Origin of the sequence: Lentilactobacillus sunkii DSM 19904 (genome assembly GCF_001435575.1) — a bacterium.
Taxonomy (GTDB): Bacteria; Bacillota; Bacilli; order Lactobacillales; family Lactobacillaceae; genus Lentilactobacillus; species Lentilactobacillus sunkii.
This window is the reverse complement of sequence record NZ_AZEA01000001.1, coordinates 241,596-260,615: the sequence shown is the minus strand read 5'-3', so window position 1 is coordinate 260,615 and position 19,020 is coordinate 241,596. Positions and strand designations below refer to the sequence as shown.

The following is a 19,020-nucleotide window of genomic DNA, read 5'->3' as shown; positions in this document are numbered from 1 at the left end:
ACGCCCGGTATGTTATACTGTTTAAAGTTCGTTAACGAAAGGAAATCATTATGGCTGTAAATAACCAATTTGTGATTATTACCGGTATGAGTGGTGCAGGTAAGACCGTGGCGATGCAAAGCTTCGAGGATTTGGGATACTTTTGTGTTGATAACATGCCACCAACATTACTGCCGAAATTCAAAGAATTAATCCACATGGAGCGCGATATTAATAAAATTGCGTTGGTAATGGATTTACGTTCACAGGTTTTTTATGATGAGGTTATTGATATGTTCAGTGACCTTCGGAAAAATGATGACAACAATGTTGACATTATTTTCCTTGATTCATCTGACCAGAAGCTGGTTTCCCGTTACAAAGAAACCCGCCGTGCCCATCCTCTTGCCCGAAATGGGCGGGTCATCGATGGCATTAAAAAAGAGCGGGAGTTGTTGGAAAACGTCAAAAAAGCGGCCGATATGGTGGTCGATACGACCAACATGGCTCCGCGACGACTTCGTGAAGAAGTGTTCCACAACTTTGAATCAACTGACGAGACACATACCTTCCACGTGGAAGTGATGTCGTTCGGTTTTAAATATGGGTTGCCATTGGATGCCGACATCGTCATGGATGTTCGTTTCTTGCCGAACCCGTACTATGATGCCAAAATGCGTTATAAGACCGGCCTTGATAAGCCAGTAAGAGATTATGTAATGAATTCCGAGGGTGCCAAAGAATTTTATGAGAAGCTCTTGGATATGATGAAATTCACTTTACCCGGATATCAAAATGAAGGTAAGGCGAGCTTGACTGTTGCAATCGGCTGTACCGGGGGTCAACACCGATCGGTTGCGATTGCCCAACAGCTTGCGAAAGATTTGAAAGATAAGTATCCGGTCAATATCACCCACCGTGACATTGACCGTCATAAGACCAAGGAGGGTAACTGATGCTTGATGCACTGCATACTCACCGGCCGCGGATCGTTGTGATTGGCGGGGGTACCGGACTTCCGGTTATCCTCAAAAATTTGCGAAACCGGCACGTGGATATCACAGCGGTTGTGACCGTTGCTGATGATGGGGGTTCTTCAGGAATCCTACGAAATTATATTAACGTTGTGCCGCCTGGAGATATTCGAAATGTTATGGTTGCACTATCGGATATGCCGGAACTGTACCTACAATTGTTTCAATATCGATTTAAGAGTTCCGATCAATTCTTTGCCGGGCATGCATTGGGCAATTTGATTATTGCCGCTCTATCAGAAATGAAGGGTGGAATTTTTGATTCCGTTCAAATCCTGAGCAAGATGCTTCAAGTTGATGGTCATATCTACCCCGCTGCTAATGAACCATTGGAACTGAATGCCGAATTCAGTGATGGTTCAACGTTAAGTGGTGAGTCGGAGATTACCGCCGCAGGCAAGCTGATTAAACGGGTTTGGGTGGAAACCACAGATGATTCCCATAAACCGGAAGCAGTGTCACAGGTGATCGATGCTATTATGAATGCGGATCAGATTGTTCTTGGCCCCGGTAGCTTGTTCACCAGCATCTTACCCAATTTAATGATTGAAAATGTTGGGGAAGCATTGCGGCGAACCAGTGCTGATATTGTTTACATCTGTAATATTATGACCCAAAAAGGTGAAACCGAGAACTTTACCGAAGCAGACCACGTCCGGGTATTAAATCGTCATTTGGGCATGAACTTTATTAATACTGTTTTAGTAAACATCAAAGAGGTTCCATCAGAATATATTGACCATAAAAAATGGAATGAAGTTTCACAGCCGGTCAAGCACGATTTTGCAGGTTTGCGGGCAATGGGATGTCGGGTTATTTCCGCCGACTTTCTTGAATTAAAAGACCGTGGTGCGTTCCATAATGGTCAAGAAGTTGCCGACGAACTGATCAATTTACTTGGTCGGTCACTCGACGACAATAAGTAGCTTTTTTGTTAGAAAAGGAGGGGATCAAATGTCATATGCAAGTGAAGTCAAAAAGGAGTTAACCTCGTTGACTGTTCACCGGGATAATGCCAAGGCTGAATTAATGGCCCTGATTAGGATTAATGGTTCCCTTTCGATTTCTAATCATCATTTTGTATTGAACGTTTCATCTGAAAACCCGGCAATTGCCAGACGGATGTACAAACTACTATCAAAGTTTTATGGAATTACCGGTGAATTGAGTGTTCGCCGGAAAATGAAGTTAAAGAAAAACAATTTATATATTTTGCGAGTTGAAAATAAAGCTACTCAGTTATTGGATGACTTGGGTATCTTTGACGGGGCATCAATTGTTGAACGAGTACCCAGCAACATGTTAAAAGAAGATTCTCAAATTCGATCATATTTGCGGGGTGCTTTTCTTGCCAGCGGATCTGTTAATAATCCTGAAACCTCAAGATATCATTTGGAGATCTATTCTTTGTATGAAAATCATAATGAAATGATCGCAGAAATGATGAACAAATATAATCTCAAAGCGAGGACGACTCAACGACGAAGCGGGTACATTACTTATCTTAAAGAAGCCGAAAAAATTGCTGATTTTCTACAATTAATCGGTGCAACGAGTTCAATGCTCAAATTCGAAGATATTCGGATTGTGCGGGATATGCGCAATTCAGTTAATCGATTGGTTAATTGCGAGAATGCCAATTTGAATAAAGTCGCGAACGCGGCCAGCAAGCAGATTGAAAACATTAAATTGATCGATGAAATGATCGGCCTGAATAAGTTGAATCCAAAATTAGCCCAGGTCGCCAGAGCACGATTAAAACATCCAGAAGTGAGCCTTAAAGAATTGGGTGATCTGGTAGAAGGTGGTCCAATTTCAAAGTCCGGCGTGAATCATCGTCTAAGAAAAATTAATGAGTACGCGGGTAAATTGGAGCAGGGATTGGAACCGGAAATGTGAGAGAGTGTAACGAGACCCGGGAGATGCGGCTTCTAAGGGGGACTAGTTTTAAACCCAGATTTTGGGTTTAAAGCTAGTCCCCCTTAGAAATGAGCATCTGGGTCGTCGGCACACGTTTTGGCTAGGTAAACGACAAGATGGGTTTAGGTTTTAGTCAAAGCCCCCTTAGAAGTTAGCATCAATTGCGTTGAGCACGTTTCGGCTAGATAGACAACCCAGATTTTGGGTTTGAAGCTAGTCTCCCTTAGAAATGAGCATCTGGGTCGTCGGCACACGTTTTGGCTAGGTAAACGACAACGCGATGCTTGGAATAAAATCCTGTTATACAACAATTAAACGGCAACAACCGAAATTTAACTTTCGGTTGTTGCCGTTTTTAGTTATGACAATTTAATTTACATTGTATTCAAAGTGAAGTCTGATGTAAACTCTAGCCTTCGCTGACTCTCAAGACACAAGCGCCTCGAATATCACCCTTTGAGATATACTTGAGTGCTTCGTCCGCTTTTGCCAGAGGATATTCAGTCACTTCAGGATGGATGTTCAATCTATCGGCCAATGTCAGAAATTCTTCACCATCACGACGAGTGTTGCTTTCCACACTGGTTAAGTTCTTTTCGTGGAAGATATGGGAAGGATAGCTCATCTGTGGGATATCGGTTGAGTGAATCCCAGCCATTGCCAGAGTGCCACCGGGCTTCAAAGCTTCCATTGCTTTTGGAACAACGTCACCAACAGGTGTGTAATTGATCGCTGAATCCAGTTTAACAGGTGGCATATCGTAGGTTCCACGTGCCGAAGCGACTCCCAGCTGCAACGCAAACTTCTTTGCATCTTCGCCACGAGTCAAAACATGGACTTGGATGCCTTGCTTCATTGCAATTTGAGCTGTCAGGTGGGCTGAGCCGCCAAAGCCATAGAGACCAAGTGTGCCTCCTGCAGGGACGTTGGCGCGTTCATAAGCCCGGTAACCAATGATTCCGGCACATAGCAGTGGAGCAGCCGTCAAAGAATCAAAACGGGCAGGAATCCGATAAGCAAAGCCTTCAGGTACCGTGACATATTCAGCGTATCCGCCGTCATGATCCCAACCGGTATATAAAGAGTTGGGGCAGAGATTTTCACGTCCTGATCGGCAATACTCACAGACACCGCAAGTCCAGCGTAACCAAGGGATCCCAATTCGATCGCCTAATTTAAAGCGACGGGTTTCATCACCCATTTGAACGACGCGACCGACAACCTCATGGCCTGGGGTCAAGTGTTCTTTGTGGACGGGCAAATCGCCTTCAGTTACGTGCAGATCAGTATGACAGACACCACATGCAATCACTTTAACCAATACTTCACCACGTTTAGGCTTTGGAACTGGTTTAGTTGTGTAACGCAAAGGCGAGACGTCGCCATTGATGGGACCGGGTTTAACGATTTCCCAAGCCTTCATTTCAGTGGGAATTGATTCTTCAGAAACTGTTTCCTTTGTTTGATTAGCATCCATAATTATGGCCTCGATTCGATAAATCTATTTCATGTTAACTAATTAACTATCTACAAGTTTATTCTAGTCGGTCGTTATGGTTTTAGCAATCAGGTGCATGTTGGGACAAAAAAATGACCCAACCTCGTAAAAGAGGTTGGATCATTTTGACTAAGAAAGTCAATTCAGTTTGTAAGTCAATTACTGTTTCTCTGAACTGCTTGTCATAATACCATCCAAGAGTCCATAATCAACAGCTTCCTGAGCGGTAAGATAGTTATCACGTTCAGTATCCTTGTTGATCTTTTCAATTGGCTGGCCTGAGTTCTCAGCTAAGAGATTGTTGATCATCTTACGAGCTTTGAGAATTTCTTCAGCGGCAATTTCAATTTCAGTTTGTTGACCTTGAGCTCCACCAGATGGTTGGTGAATCAAAACTTGAGCATGTGGCAATGCAAATCGCTTGCCCTTTGCTCCAGAAGAAGCCAGGACGGAAGCCATTGATGCTGCCATTCCCATAACGATGGTCTGAACATCTGATTTAACAAAGTTCATGGTATCGTAAATGGCCATCCCGGAAGTGATAACACCACCGGGTGAGTTGATGTAAAGGTAAATATCTTTTTCTGAGTCTTGAGCATCCAAGAAAAGCAATTGGGCAATAATCGCATTAGCCATGTCGTCTTCAATAGGACCTGATAACATGATAATTCGGTCTTTTAGTAAACGTGAGTAAATATCATACGCACGTTCACCGCCTGCGGATTGTTCAATGACGGTTGGCACTAAATTCATTCAAGATGCCTCCTTATAGGTTTTATGAACGGTGGTTTACGCCAAGTTCATGTTAATATAATAGTTTATTGGTCAAAAAAGGTCAAATGTTTTGCTCACATTCAAGTAATATTTGTATAGGCATCATTTTGAACAATATTCATTTATAGATGCTTATTATAAGAAAGCGGATTCATTCGTGCTACAATTACATTAATAAGCAAATATTGAACCAGGAGGATTGCTATGAGAACCCATCATATTTCATTATTAACCAAAGATTCGCAACAAAATATCGATTTTTATACCCGTATATTGGGGATGCGCTTGGTCAAAAACACCGTTAATCAGGAAAACATTCGAATTCGTCACTTGTTTTATGGCGACTATCTTGGAACGCCTGGATCAGTCGTGACCTTTTTTGTTGTTCCATTACTAGGTCATCGAACAGACGGCAAACACTTTTTTAACAACATCAAGCTTTCGATCCCTAATGGCAGTGCTGATTTTTGGAAAGCACGGTTGGCTGAACACGCCGTGAAAGCCGAAGATATTCAAGGCGGAATTATGTTCTTGGATCCCGACGAAATTGAAGTTAAGCTTTTGGAAACCAGCGAAGTTCTTACTGATATGCGCGTTGTGCCTGATAATGGTATTCCAGCGGACAAACAGATCACCCATCTTATGGGAACTGAGCTGCATGTTCCTGATCCTGAAGCAACAGGGGCTTTCTTCCACAACTGGTTGGGCATCCCAGTAAAAGATAATGTGGTTGAATTAGAGGATGGCCAATCAATTGAATTATTTGAGAGTGATCAACAAGATGTTCGAACCCGTTTTGGTAGGGGAAGTATTGATCACTTCGCAATCCAGGCACCGACTAAAGCGGACTTGTTCAGGTATTGGGATATTGCAAAGGAACAGCACCTGAATATTGAAGAGTATGCTGATCGTGGCTGGTTCAAGAGCTTGTATGTTCGAGATCCCGGCGACAATCGAATTGAAATTGCAACAACGACACCCGGATTCAGTTTGGAAGAACCTATCCTAACCATGGGACAAGGATTGTCACTTCCGCCAAAATTTGAATCACAACGGCAGGAAATCATGGACTTCTATGCAAAAGAAGGGGTTGATTTCACTGAAGGTGTCAGGGAACCGACATCAGTTCCGGACTAACAAAAAAGCCTGAGAAAAAGTTCTCAGGCTTTTGTTATGGAAAGATTGTGAAGCAATATTTTCAGCAGATTGTATTTCCATTGTTGTGGGAACAACAGTTATTTTCAGTAAATAACTCACTTTAAATTCCTAAGTCATGATAAATAAATGCGCCCGGGGGGAATCGAACCCTCATTTCAAGAACCGGAATCTTACGTGCGATCCATTACACTACGGGCGCAACTTACTATACCAATATACTAGAAAGTGAGAACATTTTCAAGCACAAAGAAAATTTGATCGTGAAAACGTTTACTAAATTCAATTGCATTGTAATTCTCCGGTGGTCTGCTATACTTGATTTTGGGTAATATTTATGGTTACTCGATGCACACTTTGAATTATTGTTCACAAGGGTGCTGACTTTGTTTTCATTTCGTGGTACGATTAACTTCGTACTATGAATAATATTTTCTTATTTCCTAAAGGAGGAAAACTTAGTATGACTGTAAAGATTGGTATTAACGGTTTTGGCCGAATTGGTCGTTTGGCTTTCAAACGGATTCACGAATTACATTCCGACGAAATTGAAGTGGTTGCAATTAATGACTTGACCACTCCATCAATGTTGGCTTATTTATTGAAGTATGATTCAACCCATGGACGTTTCCCTGGTGATGTTTCATCAACTGATAAGGGTATCGTCGTTGACGGTAAGGAAATCCCTGTATACTCAGAAAAAGATGCTGCTAACCTTCCTTGGGTAAAGAATGATGGTGTTGACTACGTACTTGAATGTACTGGTTTTTACACTTCAGAAGAAAAGGCTCAAGCACACATCAAGGCCGGTGCAAAACGTGTCTTAGTTTCAGCTCCTGCCGGTGCTGTTAAGACTGTTGTTCCTGGTGTTAACTTGGACATTCTTGATTCCAACGATGTGATTGTTTCAGCTGGTTCATGTACTACTAACTGCTTGGCACCAATGCTTTATTACTTAAACAAAGACTTCGGTGTTAAAGTTGGTACCATGACTACTGTTCATGCATTTACTGCATCACAACAAATTCTTGATGGACCTAAGACCAAGAAGCGTCGTAACAACCGTACTGCTAGTGCCAATACTATTCCTCATTCATCAGGTGCCGCTAAAGCTATTGGCTTGGTTATCCCTGATCTTGACGGAAAAGTCATGGGTCATGCACAACGTGTTGCCGTTGTTGATGGTTCATTAACTGAATTAGTTACTGTACTTGATAAGAAAGTTACAGCTGACGAAGTTAACGATGCTATGAAGAAGCACACTGCTAACAACGAAGCATTTGGTTACAACGCTGACGAAATCGTTTCATCAGATATCATTGATGATCCTCACGGTTCAGTATTTGACCCAACTCAAACTGAAGTTACTACTGCCGGTGACAACCAATTAGTTAAGACTGTTGCATGGTACGATAACGAATGGGGCTTCACTTGCAACATGGTTCGTACCTTGTTGAAGTTTGCTTCACTTTAATAATTAATTTATTGCAATCGGCGGAGGAGAGCGTCTTCTCCGTCTTTTGCTATCTATCTATGTTCTACAAATCACAATCAAATGATTTTAGGAGGTTACAAAATTGGCAAAATTAACAGTTTCTGATTTAAATCTCGAAGGCAAAAAAGTTTTGATGCGTGTCGACTTCAACGTTCCTATCAAGGATGGCGTTATTGGTGACGACAACCGTATCCAAGCAGCTTTGCCAACTATTAAGTATGTATTGGATCACAAGGGTAAGGCAATCCTCTGCTCACATCTTGGCCGTATTAAGAAGGAAGACGACAAAAAGGGCCTTTCATTACGTCCAGTTGCAGAACGTCTTTCAAACCTGCTCAACAAGCCGGTTATCTTTGTACCAGCTACTGAAGGCAAACAACTTGAAGACGCTATCGATAAGATGGAAGACGGCAGTGTTCTCTTATTTGAAAACACACGTTACGAAGATGTTGTCAATGGTGAATATGTCAAGCGTGAATCCGGTAACGATCCTAAATTAGGTGAATACTGGGCTTCACTTGCTGACGAATTCATCAATGATGCATTTGGTACCGCTCACCGTTCTCATGCTTCAAACGCCGGAATTGCTGAAGCAATGCACAAAGACGGCAAGCCTGTTGCTGCCGGTTTCCTTATGGAAAAGGAAATCCAGTTCTTGGGCGAAGCTGTTAATAATCCAAAGCGTCCATTTGTTGCCATCCTTGGTGGTGCCAAAGTTTCCGACAAAATTGGTGTTATTGACAACTTGCTTGATAAAGCCGACAAGATTATCATCGGCGGTGGTATGACTTACACCTTCTACGCAGCCAAAGGGATCAAGATTGGTGACTCACTTATTGAAAAAGATAAGATTGACGTTGCTAAGAAGATTCTTGAAAAGGGTGGCGACAAGATCGTTCTCCCTACTGATAACGTTGTAGCAAAAGAATTCAAGAATGATGCTGAACACAAAGTCGTTGAAGGCGACATTGATGACGGCTGGATGGCTTTGGATATCGGCCCTAAGTCAATTGAAGAATTTGAAAATATTCTTAAAGATGCCAAGACTGTTGTTTGGAATGGCCCAATGGGTGTCTTTGAAATGTCAAATTACGCTCAAGGAACCCTTAGAATTGGTAAGTTCCTTGGAACATTAAACGATGCAACAACCATTGTTGGTGGTGGTGATTCAACTGCTGCTGTTAAGCAATTAGGTGTTGCTGACAAATTGACTCATATTTCTACCGGTGGTGGTGCTTCACTTCAATATCTTGAAGGTAAAACACTTCCTGGTATTGCAGCAATTGATAACAAGTAATATTGAAAGAGTCCGCTTTTTAGCGGGCTCTTTTTAATTTACTAAAAATTGGTATAGGAGAAATTTGTGGCTTTTGAAACCGGTTTTAGTTACAATGGCATTAAGTAAAAAATGTAAAGGATGATTCTTATGAGAATTCCGTTCGTCGCGGGTAACTGGAAAATGAACCTATCAGTTTCGGAAGCCGTTAAATTTCTTCAGGCTATCAAAGGCAAGCTTCCTGATCCAAAAGTAACCGAGACCTGTATCGCTGCCTCGCCATTATTTTTGGAGAGTATGGTTCAAGAAAACGATGGTTCACCGCTGATTATTTCTGCAGAAAATTGTTTTTATGAAGATGAAGGTGCTTATACCGGCGAAACGAGCCCCAAAGCGCTTTTTGAAATGGGTGTGACCCATGTCATCATCGGTCATTCAGAGCGAAGAAAATATTTCAATGAGACTGATGACATTATCAACAAGAAAGTGCATGCGGCATTTCGCAATCATTTGACACCAATTATCTGCTGTGATGAGACAATGAGCCGACGAGAATCTGCAGATCGGATTTCCTGGGTGGTTAGTCAAGTCACCAACGCTTTAAAGTCAGTTACGCCTGAACAAGCTGAAAAAATTATTGTTGCCTATGAACCAAGTTGGGCGATTGGCAGTGGTAAAACGGCCAGTACCGACGAGGCCGAAGAAGGCTGTTATTTGATCCGGCAGACAATTGCCGATTTGTATGGTGATGATATCGCTAATCAGGTTCGGGTTTTGTATGGTGGTAGTGTGAACGACGAAAATGCCGATGACATTCTTTCACAGACTGACATCGATGGCGTTTTGGCCGGTGGTGCAAGCTTAAAGGCCGATTCATTTTTAAACCTTGCAAACTTTTTACAAAAATAGTTAAATTCGTTGATTTATGTTGAAAGTTTGGGCAGAAACTAATAGAATTGAAGTTGAACCTTGTACAAAAGGTCACAACTTTCGCTAAGGAGAGAAAAAAACATGTCAATTATTTCTGATATTTATGCTCGTGAGGTTCTAGACTCTCGTGGTAACCCAACTGTTGAAGTTGAATTATATACTGAAGCAGGTGCAATGGGCCGTGGAATCGTACCTTCAGGTGCTTCAACTGGTGAACACGAAGCTGTTGAACTGCGTGATGGTGACAAGGATCGTTACATGGGCAAGGGCGTTACAAAAGCCGTTGACAACGTTAATAACATCATCGCTAAAGAAATTGTTGGCTACGATGTTACTGACCAATTGGCAATTGATAAGGCCATGATCGAATTGGATGGTACTCCAAACAAGGGTAAGTTGGGTGCTAACGCCATTTTAGGTGTTTCATTAGCTGCCGCCCGTGCTGCTGCTGACGAATTGGAAGTTCCATTGTACAACTACCTTGGTGGTTTCAACGCACACTTACTTCCAACACCAATGCTTAACGTTATCAATGGTGGGAAGCATGCCAACAACAAGGTTGATTTCCAGGAATTCATGATCATGCCTGTTGGTGCACCATCAATCAAGGAAGCTATTCGTTGGAGTTCTGAAACATTCCATAACTTGAAGAACTTGTTGAACGAACGTGGATACTCAACTGCTGTTGGTGACGAAGGTGGATTTGCACCTGACTTGAAGAACAATGAGGAACCATTTGAAATCCTTGTTGAAGCTATCCAACGTGCAGGTTACAAGCCAGGTAAAGACATTGCCATTGCCTTTGACTGTGCAGCATCAGAATTCTACAACACTGAAACTAAGAAATACGACTTGAAGGGTGACGGAAAGTCATACACTGCTGATGAATTTGTTACTTTGCTTGAAAGCATCGTTGACAAATACCCAGTTATTTCAATCGAGGATCCTCTTGATGAAAACGAATGGGCTGATTGGCAAATGGCTACTAAACGTCTTGGCAAGAAAGTTCAAATCGTTGGTGATGACTTATTCGTTACTAACACTGATTACCTTAAGAAAGGTATCAACATGGGCGTTGCCAATGCTATCTTGATCAAGCTTAACCAAATCGGTACTTTGACTGAAACTGTTGAAGCCGTTGAAATGGCTAAAGAAGCAGGCTACACTGCTATCATTTCACACCGTTCTGGTGAAACTGAAGATACAACTATTGCTGACTTGGTTGTTGCTCTTAACGCTGGTCAAATCAAGACTGGTTCAATGAGCCGTGGCGAACGTATCGCTAAGTACAACCAATTGATGAGAATTGAAGACCAACTCGGTGACGTTGCCGATTACAAAGGAATTCACTCATTCTACAACTTGTCAGAACAAGCACGTCAAGACATCTTGAACAAGTAATTTTAAAAAAGTCGCTTTGGCGGCTTTTTTTCTACATAAAAGTCCTCCATTTTTTCGTATCTAATTAATAGAACACAAAAATGGAGGATTTTATTTTGAAAAAAGCAATTTTATTATCAGTTTCATTGGGTATATTAGGTGCCAGTAGTCCGTTGATTAATGAACAAGTGGCGAAGGCGGATACGTCAACGGCGAACGTTTCGAAAGGTTCTGTCAGCAAGGCCGACAAGAACGCTAATAAACAGGTGAAGGTGATTGAAAAGTATTATGTCAAGTCACTTGGTGGAACACAGAAGCAAATTGATGAAGTGGAAACCATGTTGGATCTGGATGCCAATGGTAACGTAGCTGTTCCTAATCACCCTGGCTACACCACTGCAAAATCAGTTATGACTCTATCCCCCAAATACAGCTCAATTACGGTTCGATATGACGCATTACCCGCCCAGGTGACAATCAACTATAAAGACGAAAGTGGTAAGATTTTGAACAAAAGCGTAACACTAACCAATGGGACTCTGAATGCAAAATATGATATTCGTGGTTCAAATTCTGATGTTGGCGGTTATGATCTTATTAATAGGGATTTATTAAAGGGGAAAGTTACATCCGAAAAAATGAATATTGATTTAGTCTTTCGACCAAAAAAGCAGGAAACAGCATCGATAGATATCAAAAACACCCCGATAAAAAGTGAAATAGAGCATTCCACTAAAGATAAGCAAGTAAATGTCAAAAACGATTCAAATGCGAAACAAAGCGAAAAGAAAAAACCGGATTCTGAAAAGCAAGCAACAAAAAAAGATGATTCTCAATCATCAACCAATATCATTCAAACAGGGTTAACCGAGCCAGAAAAGTCTGATAATATTACTCCTTTGCCACAAAAGTTGAATGAAGGTTTAATAACGAACAATGATAAGGGTGATGTTACACAATCTACATCAAGGGCCAAGACTGATAAGAGTTCCACGACTGAAGGACCAAACGGAATGAAATCAGAGACAAAATTAGATCCGACCACAAGTAGTAAGGAAACAACCCAATCACAAGATACTAGATCGACAGCCAACGTACAGGAATTTGTTAAATTGACTATGCTTGAAAATGGCAGTTCCTCAAACAAAAACACAGGAGCGATTCAAGACCAGACTTCCGTTCAAGAAAAGCCAATAATTACCGCTAGCAAAGCGACTGAAAAGGTGGTTGAATCTGAACCAGCGGCTCCTCATCTCAATATTAAAGATCAGACTCGCAAGAAGATGCCAGTCAAGATTGAAACTATCAATGAAGTGGGACCAGTGAAAGAGGCTTCTGCGTCAACGATAGTTGCTAAGAAAAGTCAAAATACAAATACAATTTCATCGAAAACAGCTGAAGGATCGATTCCTAACCAATCTTCTGATAAAGAAAAAGTGAAAGCTATACCTGCGTATCCCACAGAAGACGCGATTCAATCAGAATCGAGAAACCAACAGGTTAAGCCCGAGGAACCTTCCGATATTAAGAAAACTGTCTCAGTTGTTAAATCACCGGAGCAGCCAAAAGAAAAGCCAGTCGTAACAGAGATCATCAATAAAGAACCGGTGATAAAAGAGAATTCCGCCCCATCGACACCTAAAACAGAAAGTGCAAACAAGGATGTTGATGACACTCCAAGTAAACCGATCGAAAAAGAAACCTCCAAGGTGGTTAAAGTTCCTCAAGTCGATAAAAAGGCGGTGACATCCAAAAATCAAACTAATGAAGTATTAAAAGGGATGCCTGCTAAAGGACATGACAGTGGTGAGACAAAGGATGAATCTACGACGCTTTCCAAGAAATCCACTGAACGTTTTGAAAGTTACCATCTTCAGGGGATCGATGCTCATGGTAAATCATTATTTAACAAGACACTGCAGTTGACGCCATCTGAGGCAATCAAATTTCAATCAGAAAACGTTGAATTCTACGGCTATGATTTAGTTTCTACCAAACTAGATAACAATTCAAAAACATTCACTCTCAGCTACAAACCAAAACGCGTAACATTTAAGATTGTAAATGTTGATGAGGACGGCAAAATTTTGTCCAGTGATTCTGTCCAACTCGACTTTGGCGAAGAACAAACGTACACACCAAAGCTCGTGCCCGGTTATCAAGCAAAACAAGCATCTCAGACACTAAAGGCTGATAATTTATTACCTGAAGATATTGAATTTAATTATACAAAGTTGCCTGACAAGAAAGCTGAGTTGACCAAAGACTCTCGACAGAAGGGAGACAGACTCAATAAAGAAGAACACCATTCACTAACTGATAAAGAAGCCAATAGCCACAAATCAGCCAACAATAATGAGGAATCTGATGAAAAGCTCCCACAGACTGGCGATCACAATTCCTATCTGAGTATTTTAACGGGATTAAGCCTTTTGATCGTTTTGATTGGCAAAAAAATCCTAAAACGATACATTTGATTATGATATGATTGATGTCAGAAATAATTAAAGGATGAGCGAATTGCAGGTAAGAGGAAGTTATCGAGTATCTCAAATCAAAACAATTATCAATGGAATTGTCATTGGGGCACTCGCAGGCTCTGCTGTGTCGATGTTTCGATGGTCAATTGGTCATATGACCAACTTCATGCGTTATTTGTACGTCAATTCCATTCACCATTTGCCTTTCCTGGTGGCCGCGATTGTTATCAATGTTGCCATCGGCTTGATTGTTGGCTGGCTTTTAAAACAGCAGCCAGACATCAAAGGCTCGGGAATTCCGCAAGTTGAAGGACAACTAATTGGCGAGGTTGATTATGGCTGGTGGGCCATCTTATGGCGGAAATTCATCGGTGGTATTCTGGCAATCGGTAGTGGCCTTTATCTAGGTCGGGAAGGTCCATCAATTCAACTTGGATCAACCCTCGGTCAGGGTGTTGCTTACTTTACCAAGCAGGTTGGTTTTGACCGGCAGGTACTGATTTCAAGTGGAGCAGCTGCTGGATTAAGCGCAGCCTTTAATGCCCCAATTGCCAGCACTTTGTTTGTACTGGAAGAAATTTATCACAACTTTTCTACCAATATTTGGATCATTTCATTAACGTCAGCGGTTACCTCAGACATGGTTGCAACATATGTCTTTGGATTAAAACCGGTTCTTTACATGAAAAGCACGCCTTTGCCGCTCAAGTATTTTCTGTGGGTGGTTGTTTTGGGCATTGTTTTAGGCATCCTGGGCAGGCTGTATCAGGTGGTTATCCTTAGAATGGGTAAGTGGTACAGTCATACACATATTCCGTGGTATTTCAATGGGATTATTCCATTACTGCTGGTTATTCCACTTGGCGCTTTTTTCCCGCACTTGTTGGGCGGAGGAAGTGACATCATCTTACGTTTAAGTTCTGCCAACTATCCCACGCTGATATTGTGTTTATACTTTGTGATCCGGTTTATTTTCTCAATGATTTCGTATGGAAGCGGTCTGCCGGGCGGTATTTTCCTGCCGATCCTTTGTTTGGGTGGACTGATTGGCGCAATTGTCGGAAGTATTGCGGTTAGTCTTGGTCTAATGAATCCGGCATACTTTTCAAGCTTTATTATCATGGGGATGGCGGGGTACTTTGCTGCAATTAGTAAGGCTCCCTTCACAGCGATTCTCCTCATCACTGAGATGGTTGGAACCCTTACACATCTACTTGGCCTCGCAGTGGTTTCACTGATTGCATACGGCGTCTTAGACATGCTCAACGGCAAGCCAGTGTATTATTCGATGCTTCAGCAGTTGTTAAAGGTTCAAACTAGGATGAATTTGGGGAGGACTGTCGAAATTATGGAGACGGTTTATGCCGGATCTAAAATGGATGGCAAATTGGTTCGTCAAATTCAATGGCCAATGGGCGCTTTGCTGACCAAGATTCAGCGAAACGGCGTGGAAATTGTTCCCGCTGGAGATACGCTGGTCCGATGGGGTGACACACTTTTCATCAATGTTTCAACAAAAAATCAGCATTCAATTACCCAACAGATTATTTCTCAAACTCGAGAAACTTAATCCCAAAAGGTAGCGTATTTTGTTATAATGTGTTAGTTTAGTAAGAGTAGTATTAAGCCGATTTAACGGTAGGAGGCTATCAACGTGTACAACTTTTTGTTAACATTATTACTGATCGACTGTGTATTGATAACAATCGCAGTATTAATGCAACCATCAAAGACTAATGACGCCATGTCCGCCTTAACTGGTGGGGCCGATGACTTGTTTGCAAAGCAGAAGCCACGTGGCTTTGAAGCATTCATGCAAAAAACTACACTTGTTTTAGGGATTCTTTTCTTTCTCTTAGCACTTGCATTAGTTTGGATATCATCTCATTAGTATTCAATCCTCCTGTTTAAATGCAGGAGGATTTTTATTATAATTGAATATGTAGACATGAAAGGATGGGTGCTATGCAAACACCAATCAAACCTTTTTATTTTGAACATGGACCTAAAGCAATCATTTTGCTTCACGCTTTCGCGAGCGGTCCAGTAGATGTTCGGATGTTGGCAAGATACTTGGAACGGGAGAACTACACGGTTTATGCGCCAATGTTCATGGGGCATGGAACGGCTGATTTTAGTGATATTTTGTTGCAGGGAACTCCTGAGCGTTGGTGGCACGATGCACAAAATGCCGTCAAATTTCTCAAGGATAAGGGCTATACTCAAATCAGTATTTTTGGGATTTCGCTTGGCGGGATTTTCGCCGCAAAGACATTGGAAAATGATCCTTCACTAGTCGGTGGCGGTTCATTTGGTTCGCCAATTGTCAGAAAGCGGCAATTCAGTGTTCATAATACATTTATGCAGATGGCCAAAGCCAATTTCATTCAATATCAAACCAATGAGGCAATTATGGATTCCAAGCTGAAGTGGCTTGATGATAATATTGATACACTCTTGGCCAAAATAGCTGATTTTACTGTTGGGGTTGCCGAAGACTTACCACAGATTCATCAACCATATTTTATTGGTCAGGGATTGAGTGATGAAATTGTTAATCCTGAAAGTGCCAAATCTTTGCGTGACGAACTGGTTAACAGCCAAGTCAGTTACCACGAATATCCAAATGCCAGTCATATGATTACCGTTAATACTGCCCACAAGCAGTTAGAGGCCGATTTAACTCAATTTTTAACACAACTTTATGAATAATAAGAGGAATATAGATTGCAAGATAATGATTTGAAAAATCAAATAGAAAACGTTCTGCGGACATATCCGGATAACGTATTTACTGTCGAAAAAATAGCTGACGTATTGCGTTCACACGGGTCAGCCGCCTTTAAGCTGATCGTTCAGGAATTGGCTTCTTTGGAACGCGATAAAGTCGCTGTTGTCACAGAAGACGGCAAGTTCCAATTGAATCCCGACAAACAAAAGTTAAGTGGTATTTTCCACGCCAACGATAAGGGGTTCGGATTTGTTGCCTATGATGAGACCGCACCCGATGCTTACATTGCCCCGGACAACACGATGAACGCCTTAAATGGTGACACGGTTGATATGGAGATTGTTCGACCTGCTCAGCCAGGTTCGGATCGTGGTCCAGAAGGTAAAGTAACAGCAATCGCTGAACACAAATATACCCGAGTAGTCGGTCCGTTCGAAAAGACCGATGACGATAAGGGTTATATTGGCCAGTTGACTTTAAATGACAAAAAAATCGCCAAGTACAAGTTTTATATCAATGATGTTGGTTTGAAACCAACTCCTGGGGAAGTTATTACCGCTCAAATTACAGAATATCCCGATGCCAAACATCCAGATTACATGGTCGGTATTGCCGACGAAGTGATTGGTTCTGTTGATGATCCAGGAATCGATATTTTACAGATTGTTTATGCCCATGACATACCAGCAGAGTTCCCAGAAGATGTTATCCAAGCTGCCGACGCAATTCCTGATCACGTAACCGAGGCCGAAAAAATCGGTCGTGAAGACATTACGGATCAAGATTTGGTCACGATTGACGGTGAGTCATCCAAAGATTTGGATGATGCCGTTACTGCATGGAAACTCCCGAATGGCAATTATCATTTAGGGGTTCACATTGCCGATGTGAGCCATTATGTCCAACCAGGCAGCGCAATTGACAAAGAAGCCTTTCGTCGGGGTACTTCTGTATACCTGACCGACCGGGTTATTCCAATGCTGCCAAGACGGCTTTCAAATGGTATCTGTTCATTAAACGAAGGTCAGTTACGTCTTTGTATGAGTTGTGAGATGGAAATTGATCCATCTGGTAATATTATCAAGCATCGGATTCATCCAAGCTTGATGAAATCGACTGCTCGGATGACTTATACGGCTGTTAACAACATTTTAGAGTCCCATGATCAAAAGACGATGGACCGATACGAAAAGCTGGTTCCAATGTTTGAAACCATGGGCGAACTTCATAAAATCTTGTACAAACACCGTAAAGCTCGTGGTGCAATTGACTTTGATGACAACGAAGCAGAAATCATTGTTGATGAAAAAGGTCATCCAATCGACATTAAGCTCCGAGTTCGGGGAACAGCTGAACGGATGATTGAGTCATTCATGCTGGCTGCCAATGAGACGGTTGCCAAACATTACTACGAGAAGCATGTTCCATTTATTTATCGTGTTCATGAGACACCTGATGCTGATCGAATTCGGACATTCTTTGAAACCTTAACTGCATTTGGAATCAATGTTAAAGGTGATCCAGAGCATGTAACCCCAAAGACATTACAAAATGTTTTGAAAAAGGTTGCCGGCAAGCCAGAAGAAATGATGGTTTCGGTTATGTTGCTGCGGAGCTTGAAGCAGGCTCGTTATGCTGATCAGTCATTAGGTCACTTTGGATTGGCTGCACCATTCTACACACATTTCACATCACCAATCCGCCGTTACCCAGATACGATGGTTCACCGTTTGATCCACTACTATCAAGATAATGGAATTAACGATGAGACCAAGAAACGTTATGCAAACGTCCTTGATGAAATTGCCACAACCACATCACAATATGAACGTCGAGCAGTTGACGCCGAACGGGATACAGATTCCATGAAGAAAGCAGAATATATGAACGACCATCTTGGTGAAGAATTTGATGGCGTTGTTAGTTCTGTTATGAAGTTTGGTTTATTCATTGAGCTGCCGAACACGGTTGAAGGTTTGGTTCATATCAGTCGAATGAATGACGATTATTATCAATACGTTGAACAATTCATGGCGCTGGTTGGCCGTAATACCCGCAGAACGTATAAGATGGGTCAGGCAATCCGAGTTAAGGTTGTTAACGTTGATGTTAAGCAGAGTGCCGTTGACTTCGATATTGTTGATCCTGAGAAGACACCACAAAGCAATATGCTGCCAAAGCGGACTTACCATAACAATAATTATCATGGTAATAACGAACGCCATGGCAACTCAAGTTCCAATTCTCATTCCAACCACAGTAATAACAACAACCACAACAATAATAACCGCGGCCGGAATAATAATTCCCATGGTAACAACGGGCATCGGAGCCATAATAAACATTAAGCTGTAAGTGAGGTGATTTG

General features: G+C 41.8%; 15 protein-coding genes and 1 tRNA gene. 13 read left to right on the top strand and 3 right to left on the bottom strand.

Annotated elements, in window-relative coordinates; genetic code table 11:
* The first annotated feature begins 50 nt into the window (after positions 1-50).
* Genes rapZ through whiA form a run of 3 tightly spaced genes read left to right on the top strand, consistent with a single transcriptional unit; the run spans position 51 to position 2,912 of the window.
* Positions 51-935 (top strand): RNase adapter RapZ, encoded by an 885-nt coding sequence (gene rapZ, locus FD17_RS01310; protein WP_057822954.1) that lies wholly within the window; start codon positions 51-53, stop codon positions 933-935.
* Complete coding sequence (locus FD17_RS01305; protein ID WP_057822952.1) at positions 935-1,939, top strand: gluconeogenesis factor YvcK family protein; 1,005 nt, start codon at positions 935-937, stop codon at positions 1,937-1,939. The genes rapZ and FD17_RS01305 overlap by 1 nt, the downstream gene beginning before the upstream one ends.
* Positions 1,940-1,967: 28 nt before the next feature.
* The gene (whiA, locus tag FD17_RS01300) at positions 1,968-2,912 is read left to right on the top strand and encodes a DNA-binding protein WhiA (RefSeq protein ID WP_057822950.1); all 945 of its coding nucleotides are present in this window, start codon (positions 1,968-1,970) and stop codon (positions 2,910-2,912) included.
* Positions 2,913-3,342: 430 nt separating this feature from the next.
* Here the strand turns inward: whiA and FD17_RS01295 are convergent, their stop codons facing one another.
* Both FD17_RS01295 and FD17_RS01290 read right to left on the bottom strand, forming a co-directional pair.
* Positions 3,343-4,410: a zinc-dependent alcohol dehydrogenase family protein gene (locus FD17_RS01295; protein ID WP_057822949.1), complete on the bottom strand. Its 1,068-nt coding sequence runs from the start codon at positions 4,408-4,410 to the stop codon at positions 3,343-3,345.
* 180 nt (positions 4,411-4,590) lie between these two features.
* Complete coding sequence (locus FD17_RS01290; protein WP_013728123.1) at positions 4,591-5,184, bottom strand: ATP-dependent Clp protease proteolytic subunit; 594 nt, start codon at positions 5,182-5,184, stop codon at positions 4,591-4,593.
* Between the two features lie 225 nt (positions 5,185-5,409).
* On the opposite strand from FD17_RS01290, the gene FD17_RS01285 reads away from it, so the two are divergent.
* The gene (locus FD17_RS01285; protein ID WP_057822947.1) at positions 5,410-6,342 is read left to right on the top strand and encodes a VOC family protein; all 933 of its coding nucleotides are present in this window, start codon (positions 5,410-5,412) and stop codon (positions 6,340-6,342) included.
* 148 nt (positions 6,343-6,490) lie between these two features.
* Here FD17_RS01285 and FD17_RS01280 read toward each other — a convergent pair.
* A tRNA-Arg gene (locus FD17_RS01280) sits at positions 6,491-6,562 on the bottom strand.
* A 261-nt stretch (positions 6,563-6,823) separates the two neighbouring features.
* On the opposite strand from FD17_RS01280, the gene gap reads away from it, so the two are divergent.
* From gap to rnr, 9 genes are all read left to right on the top strand, one after another.
* Positions 6,824-7,834 carry a type I glyceraldehyde-3-phosphate dehydrogenase gene (gap, locus tag FD17_RS01275; protein WP_057822945.1) on the top strand — a complete coding sequence of 337 codons (1,011 nt, stop codon included), beginning with the start codon at positions 6,824-6,826 and terminating at the stop codon, positions 7,832-7,834.
* A gap of 103 nt (positions 7,835-7,937) precedes the next feature.
* A complete protein-coding gene (locus tag FD17_RS01270; protein ID WP_057822943.1) occupies positions 7,938-9,152 on the top strand; it encodes a phosphoglycerate kinase in 1,215 nt (404 codons plus the stop codon).
* 129 nt (positions 9,153-9,281) lie between these two features.
* A complete protein-coding gene (gene tpiA, locus FD17_RS01265; RefSeq protein WP_057822942.1) occupies positions 9,282-10,040 on the top strand; it encodes a triose-phosphate isomerase in 759 nt (252 codons plus the stop codon).
* Positions 10,041-10,142: 102 nt separating this feature from the next.
* Entirely contained in the window at positions 10,143-11,462 is a 1,320-nt protein-coding gene (eno, locus tag FD17_RS01260; RefSeq protein ID WP_057822940.1) for a phosphopyruvate hydratase, read from the top strand.
* 95 nt (positions 11,463-11,557) lie between these two features.
* Complete coding sequence (locus FD17_RS01255; protein ID WP_057822938.1) at positions 11,558-13,918, top strand: MucBP domain-containing protein; 2,361 nt, start codon at positions 11,558-11,560, stop codon at positions 13,916-13,918.
* Between the two features lie 34 nt (positions 13,919-13,952).
* The gene (locus tag FD17_RS01250) at positions 13,953-15,491 is read left to right on the top strand and encodes a ClC family H(+)/Cl(-) exchange transporter (RefSeq protein ID WP_057822936.1); all 1,539 of its coding nucleotides are present in this window, start codon (positions 13,953-13,955) and stop codon (positions 15,489-15,491) included.
* Between the two features lie 84 nt (positions 15,492-15,575).
* Complete coding sequence (secG, locus tag FD17_RS01245) at positions 15,576-15,812, top strand: preprotein translocase subunit SecG (protein WP_057822933.1); 237 nt, start codon at positions 15,576-15,578, stop codon at positions 15,810-15,812.
* 74 nt (positions 15,813-15,886) lie between these two features.
* On the top strand, positions 15,887-16,633 hold the full coding sequence (locus tag FD17_RS01240; RefSeq protein WP_057822931.1) for an alpha/beta hydrolase: 747 nt from the start codon (positions 15,887-15,889) through the stop codon (positions 16,631-16,633).
* Positions 16,634-16,648: 15 nt separating this feature from the next.
* A complete protein-coding gene (gene rnr, locus FD17_RS01235) occupies positions 16,649-19,000 on the top strand; it encodes a ribonuclease R (protein ID WP_057822930.1) in 2,352 nt (783 codons plus the stop codon).
* Positions 19,001-19,020: the final 20 nt, after the last annotated feature.

What these genes read in the sequence shown, in the direction of transcription:
- whiA (WP_057822950.1), top strand. Translation starts at nt 1,968, where the DNA reads ATGTCATATGCAAGTGAAGTCAAAAAGGAGTTAACCTCGTTGACTGTT.
- tpiA (WP_057822942.1), top strand. Translation starts at nt 9,282, where the DNA reads ATGAGAATTCCGTTCGTCGCGGGTAACTGGAAAATGAACCTATCAGTT.
- gap (WP_057822945.1), top strand. Translation starts at nt 6,824, where the DNA reads ATGACTGTAAAGATTGGTATTAACGGTTTTGGCCGAATTGGTCGTTTG.
- rapZ (WP_057822954.1), top strand. Translation starts at nt 51, where the DNA reads ATGGCTGTAAATAACCAATTTGTGATTATTACCGGTATGAGTGGTGCA.
- FD17_RS01305 (WP_057822952.1), top strand. Translation starts at nt 935, where the DNA reads ATGCTTGATGCACTGCATACTCACCGGCCGCGGATCGTTGTGATTGGC.
- FD17_RS01285 (WP_057822947.1), top strand. Translation starts at nt 5,410, where the DNA reads ATGAGAACCCATCATATTTCATTATTAACCAAAGATTCGCAACAAAAT.
- FD17_RS01290 (WP_013728123.1), bottom strand. Translation starts at nt 5,184, where the DNA reads ATGAATTTAGTGCCAACCGTCATTGAACAATCCGCAGGCGGTGAACGT.
- FD17_RS01250 (WP_057822936.1), top strand. Translation starts at nt 13,953, where the DNA reads ATGAGCGAATTGCAGGTAAGAGGAAGTTATCGAGTATCTCAAATCAAA.
- eno (WP_057822940.1), top strand. Translation starts at nt 10,143, where the DNA reads ATGTCAATTATTTCTGATATTTATGCTCGTGAGGTTCTAGACTCTCGT.
- FD17_RS01295 (WP_057822949.1), bottom strand. Translation starts at nt 4,410, where the DNA reads ATGGATGCTAATCAAACAAAGGAAACAGTTTCTGAAGAATCAATTCCC.
- FD17_RS01240 (WP_057822931.1), top strand. Translation starts at nt 15,887, where the DNA reads ATGCAAACACCAATCAAACCTTTTTATTTTGAACATGGACCTAAAGCA.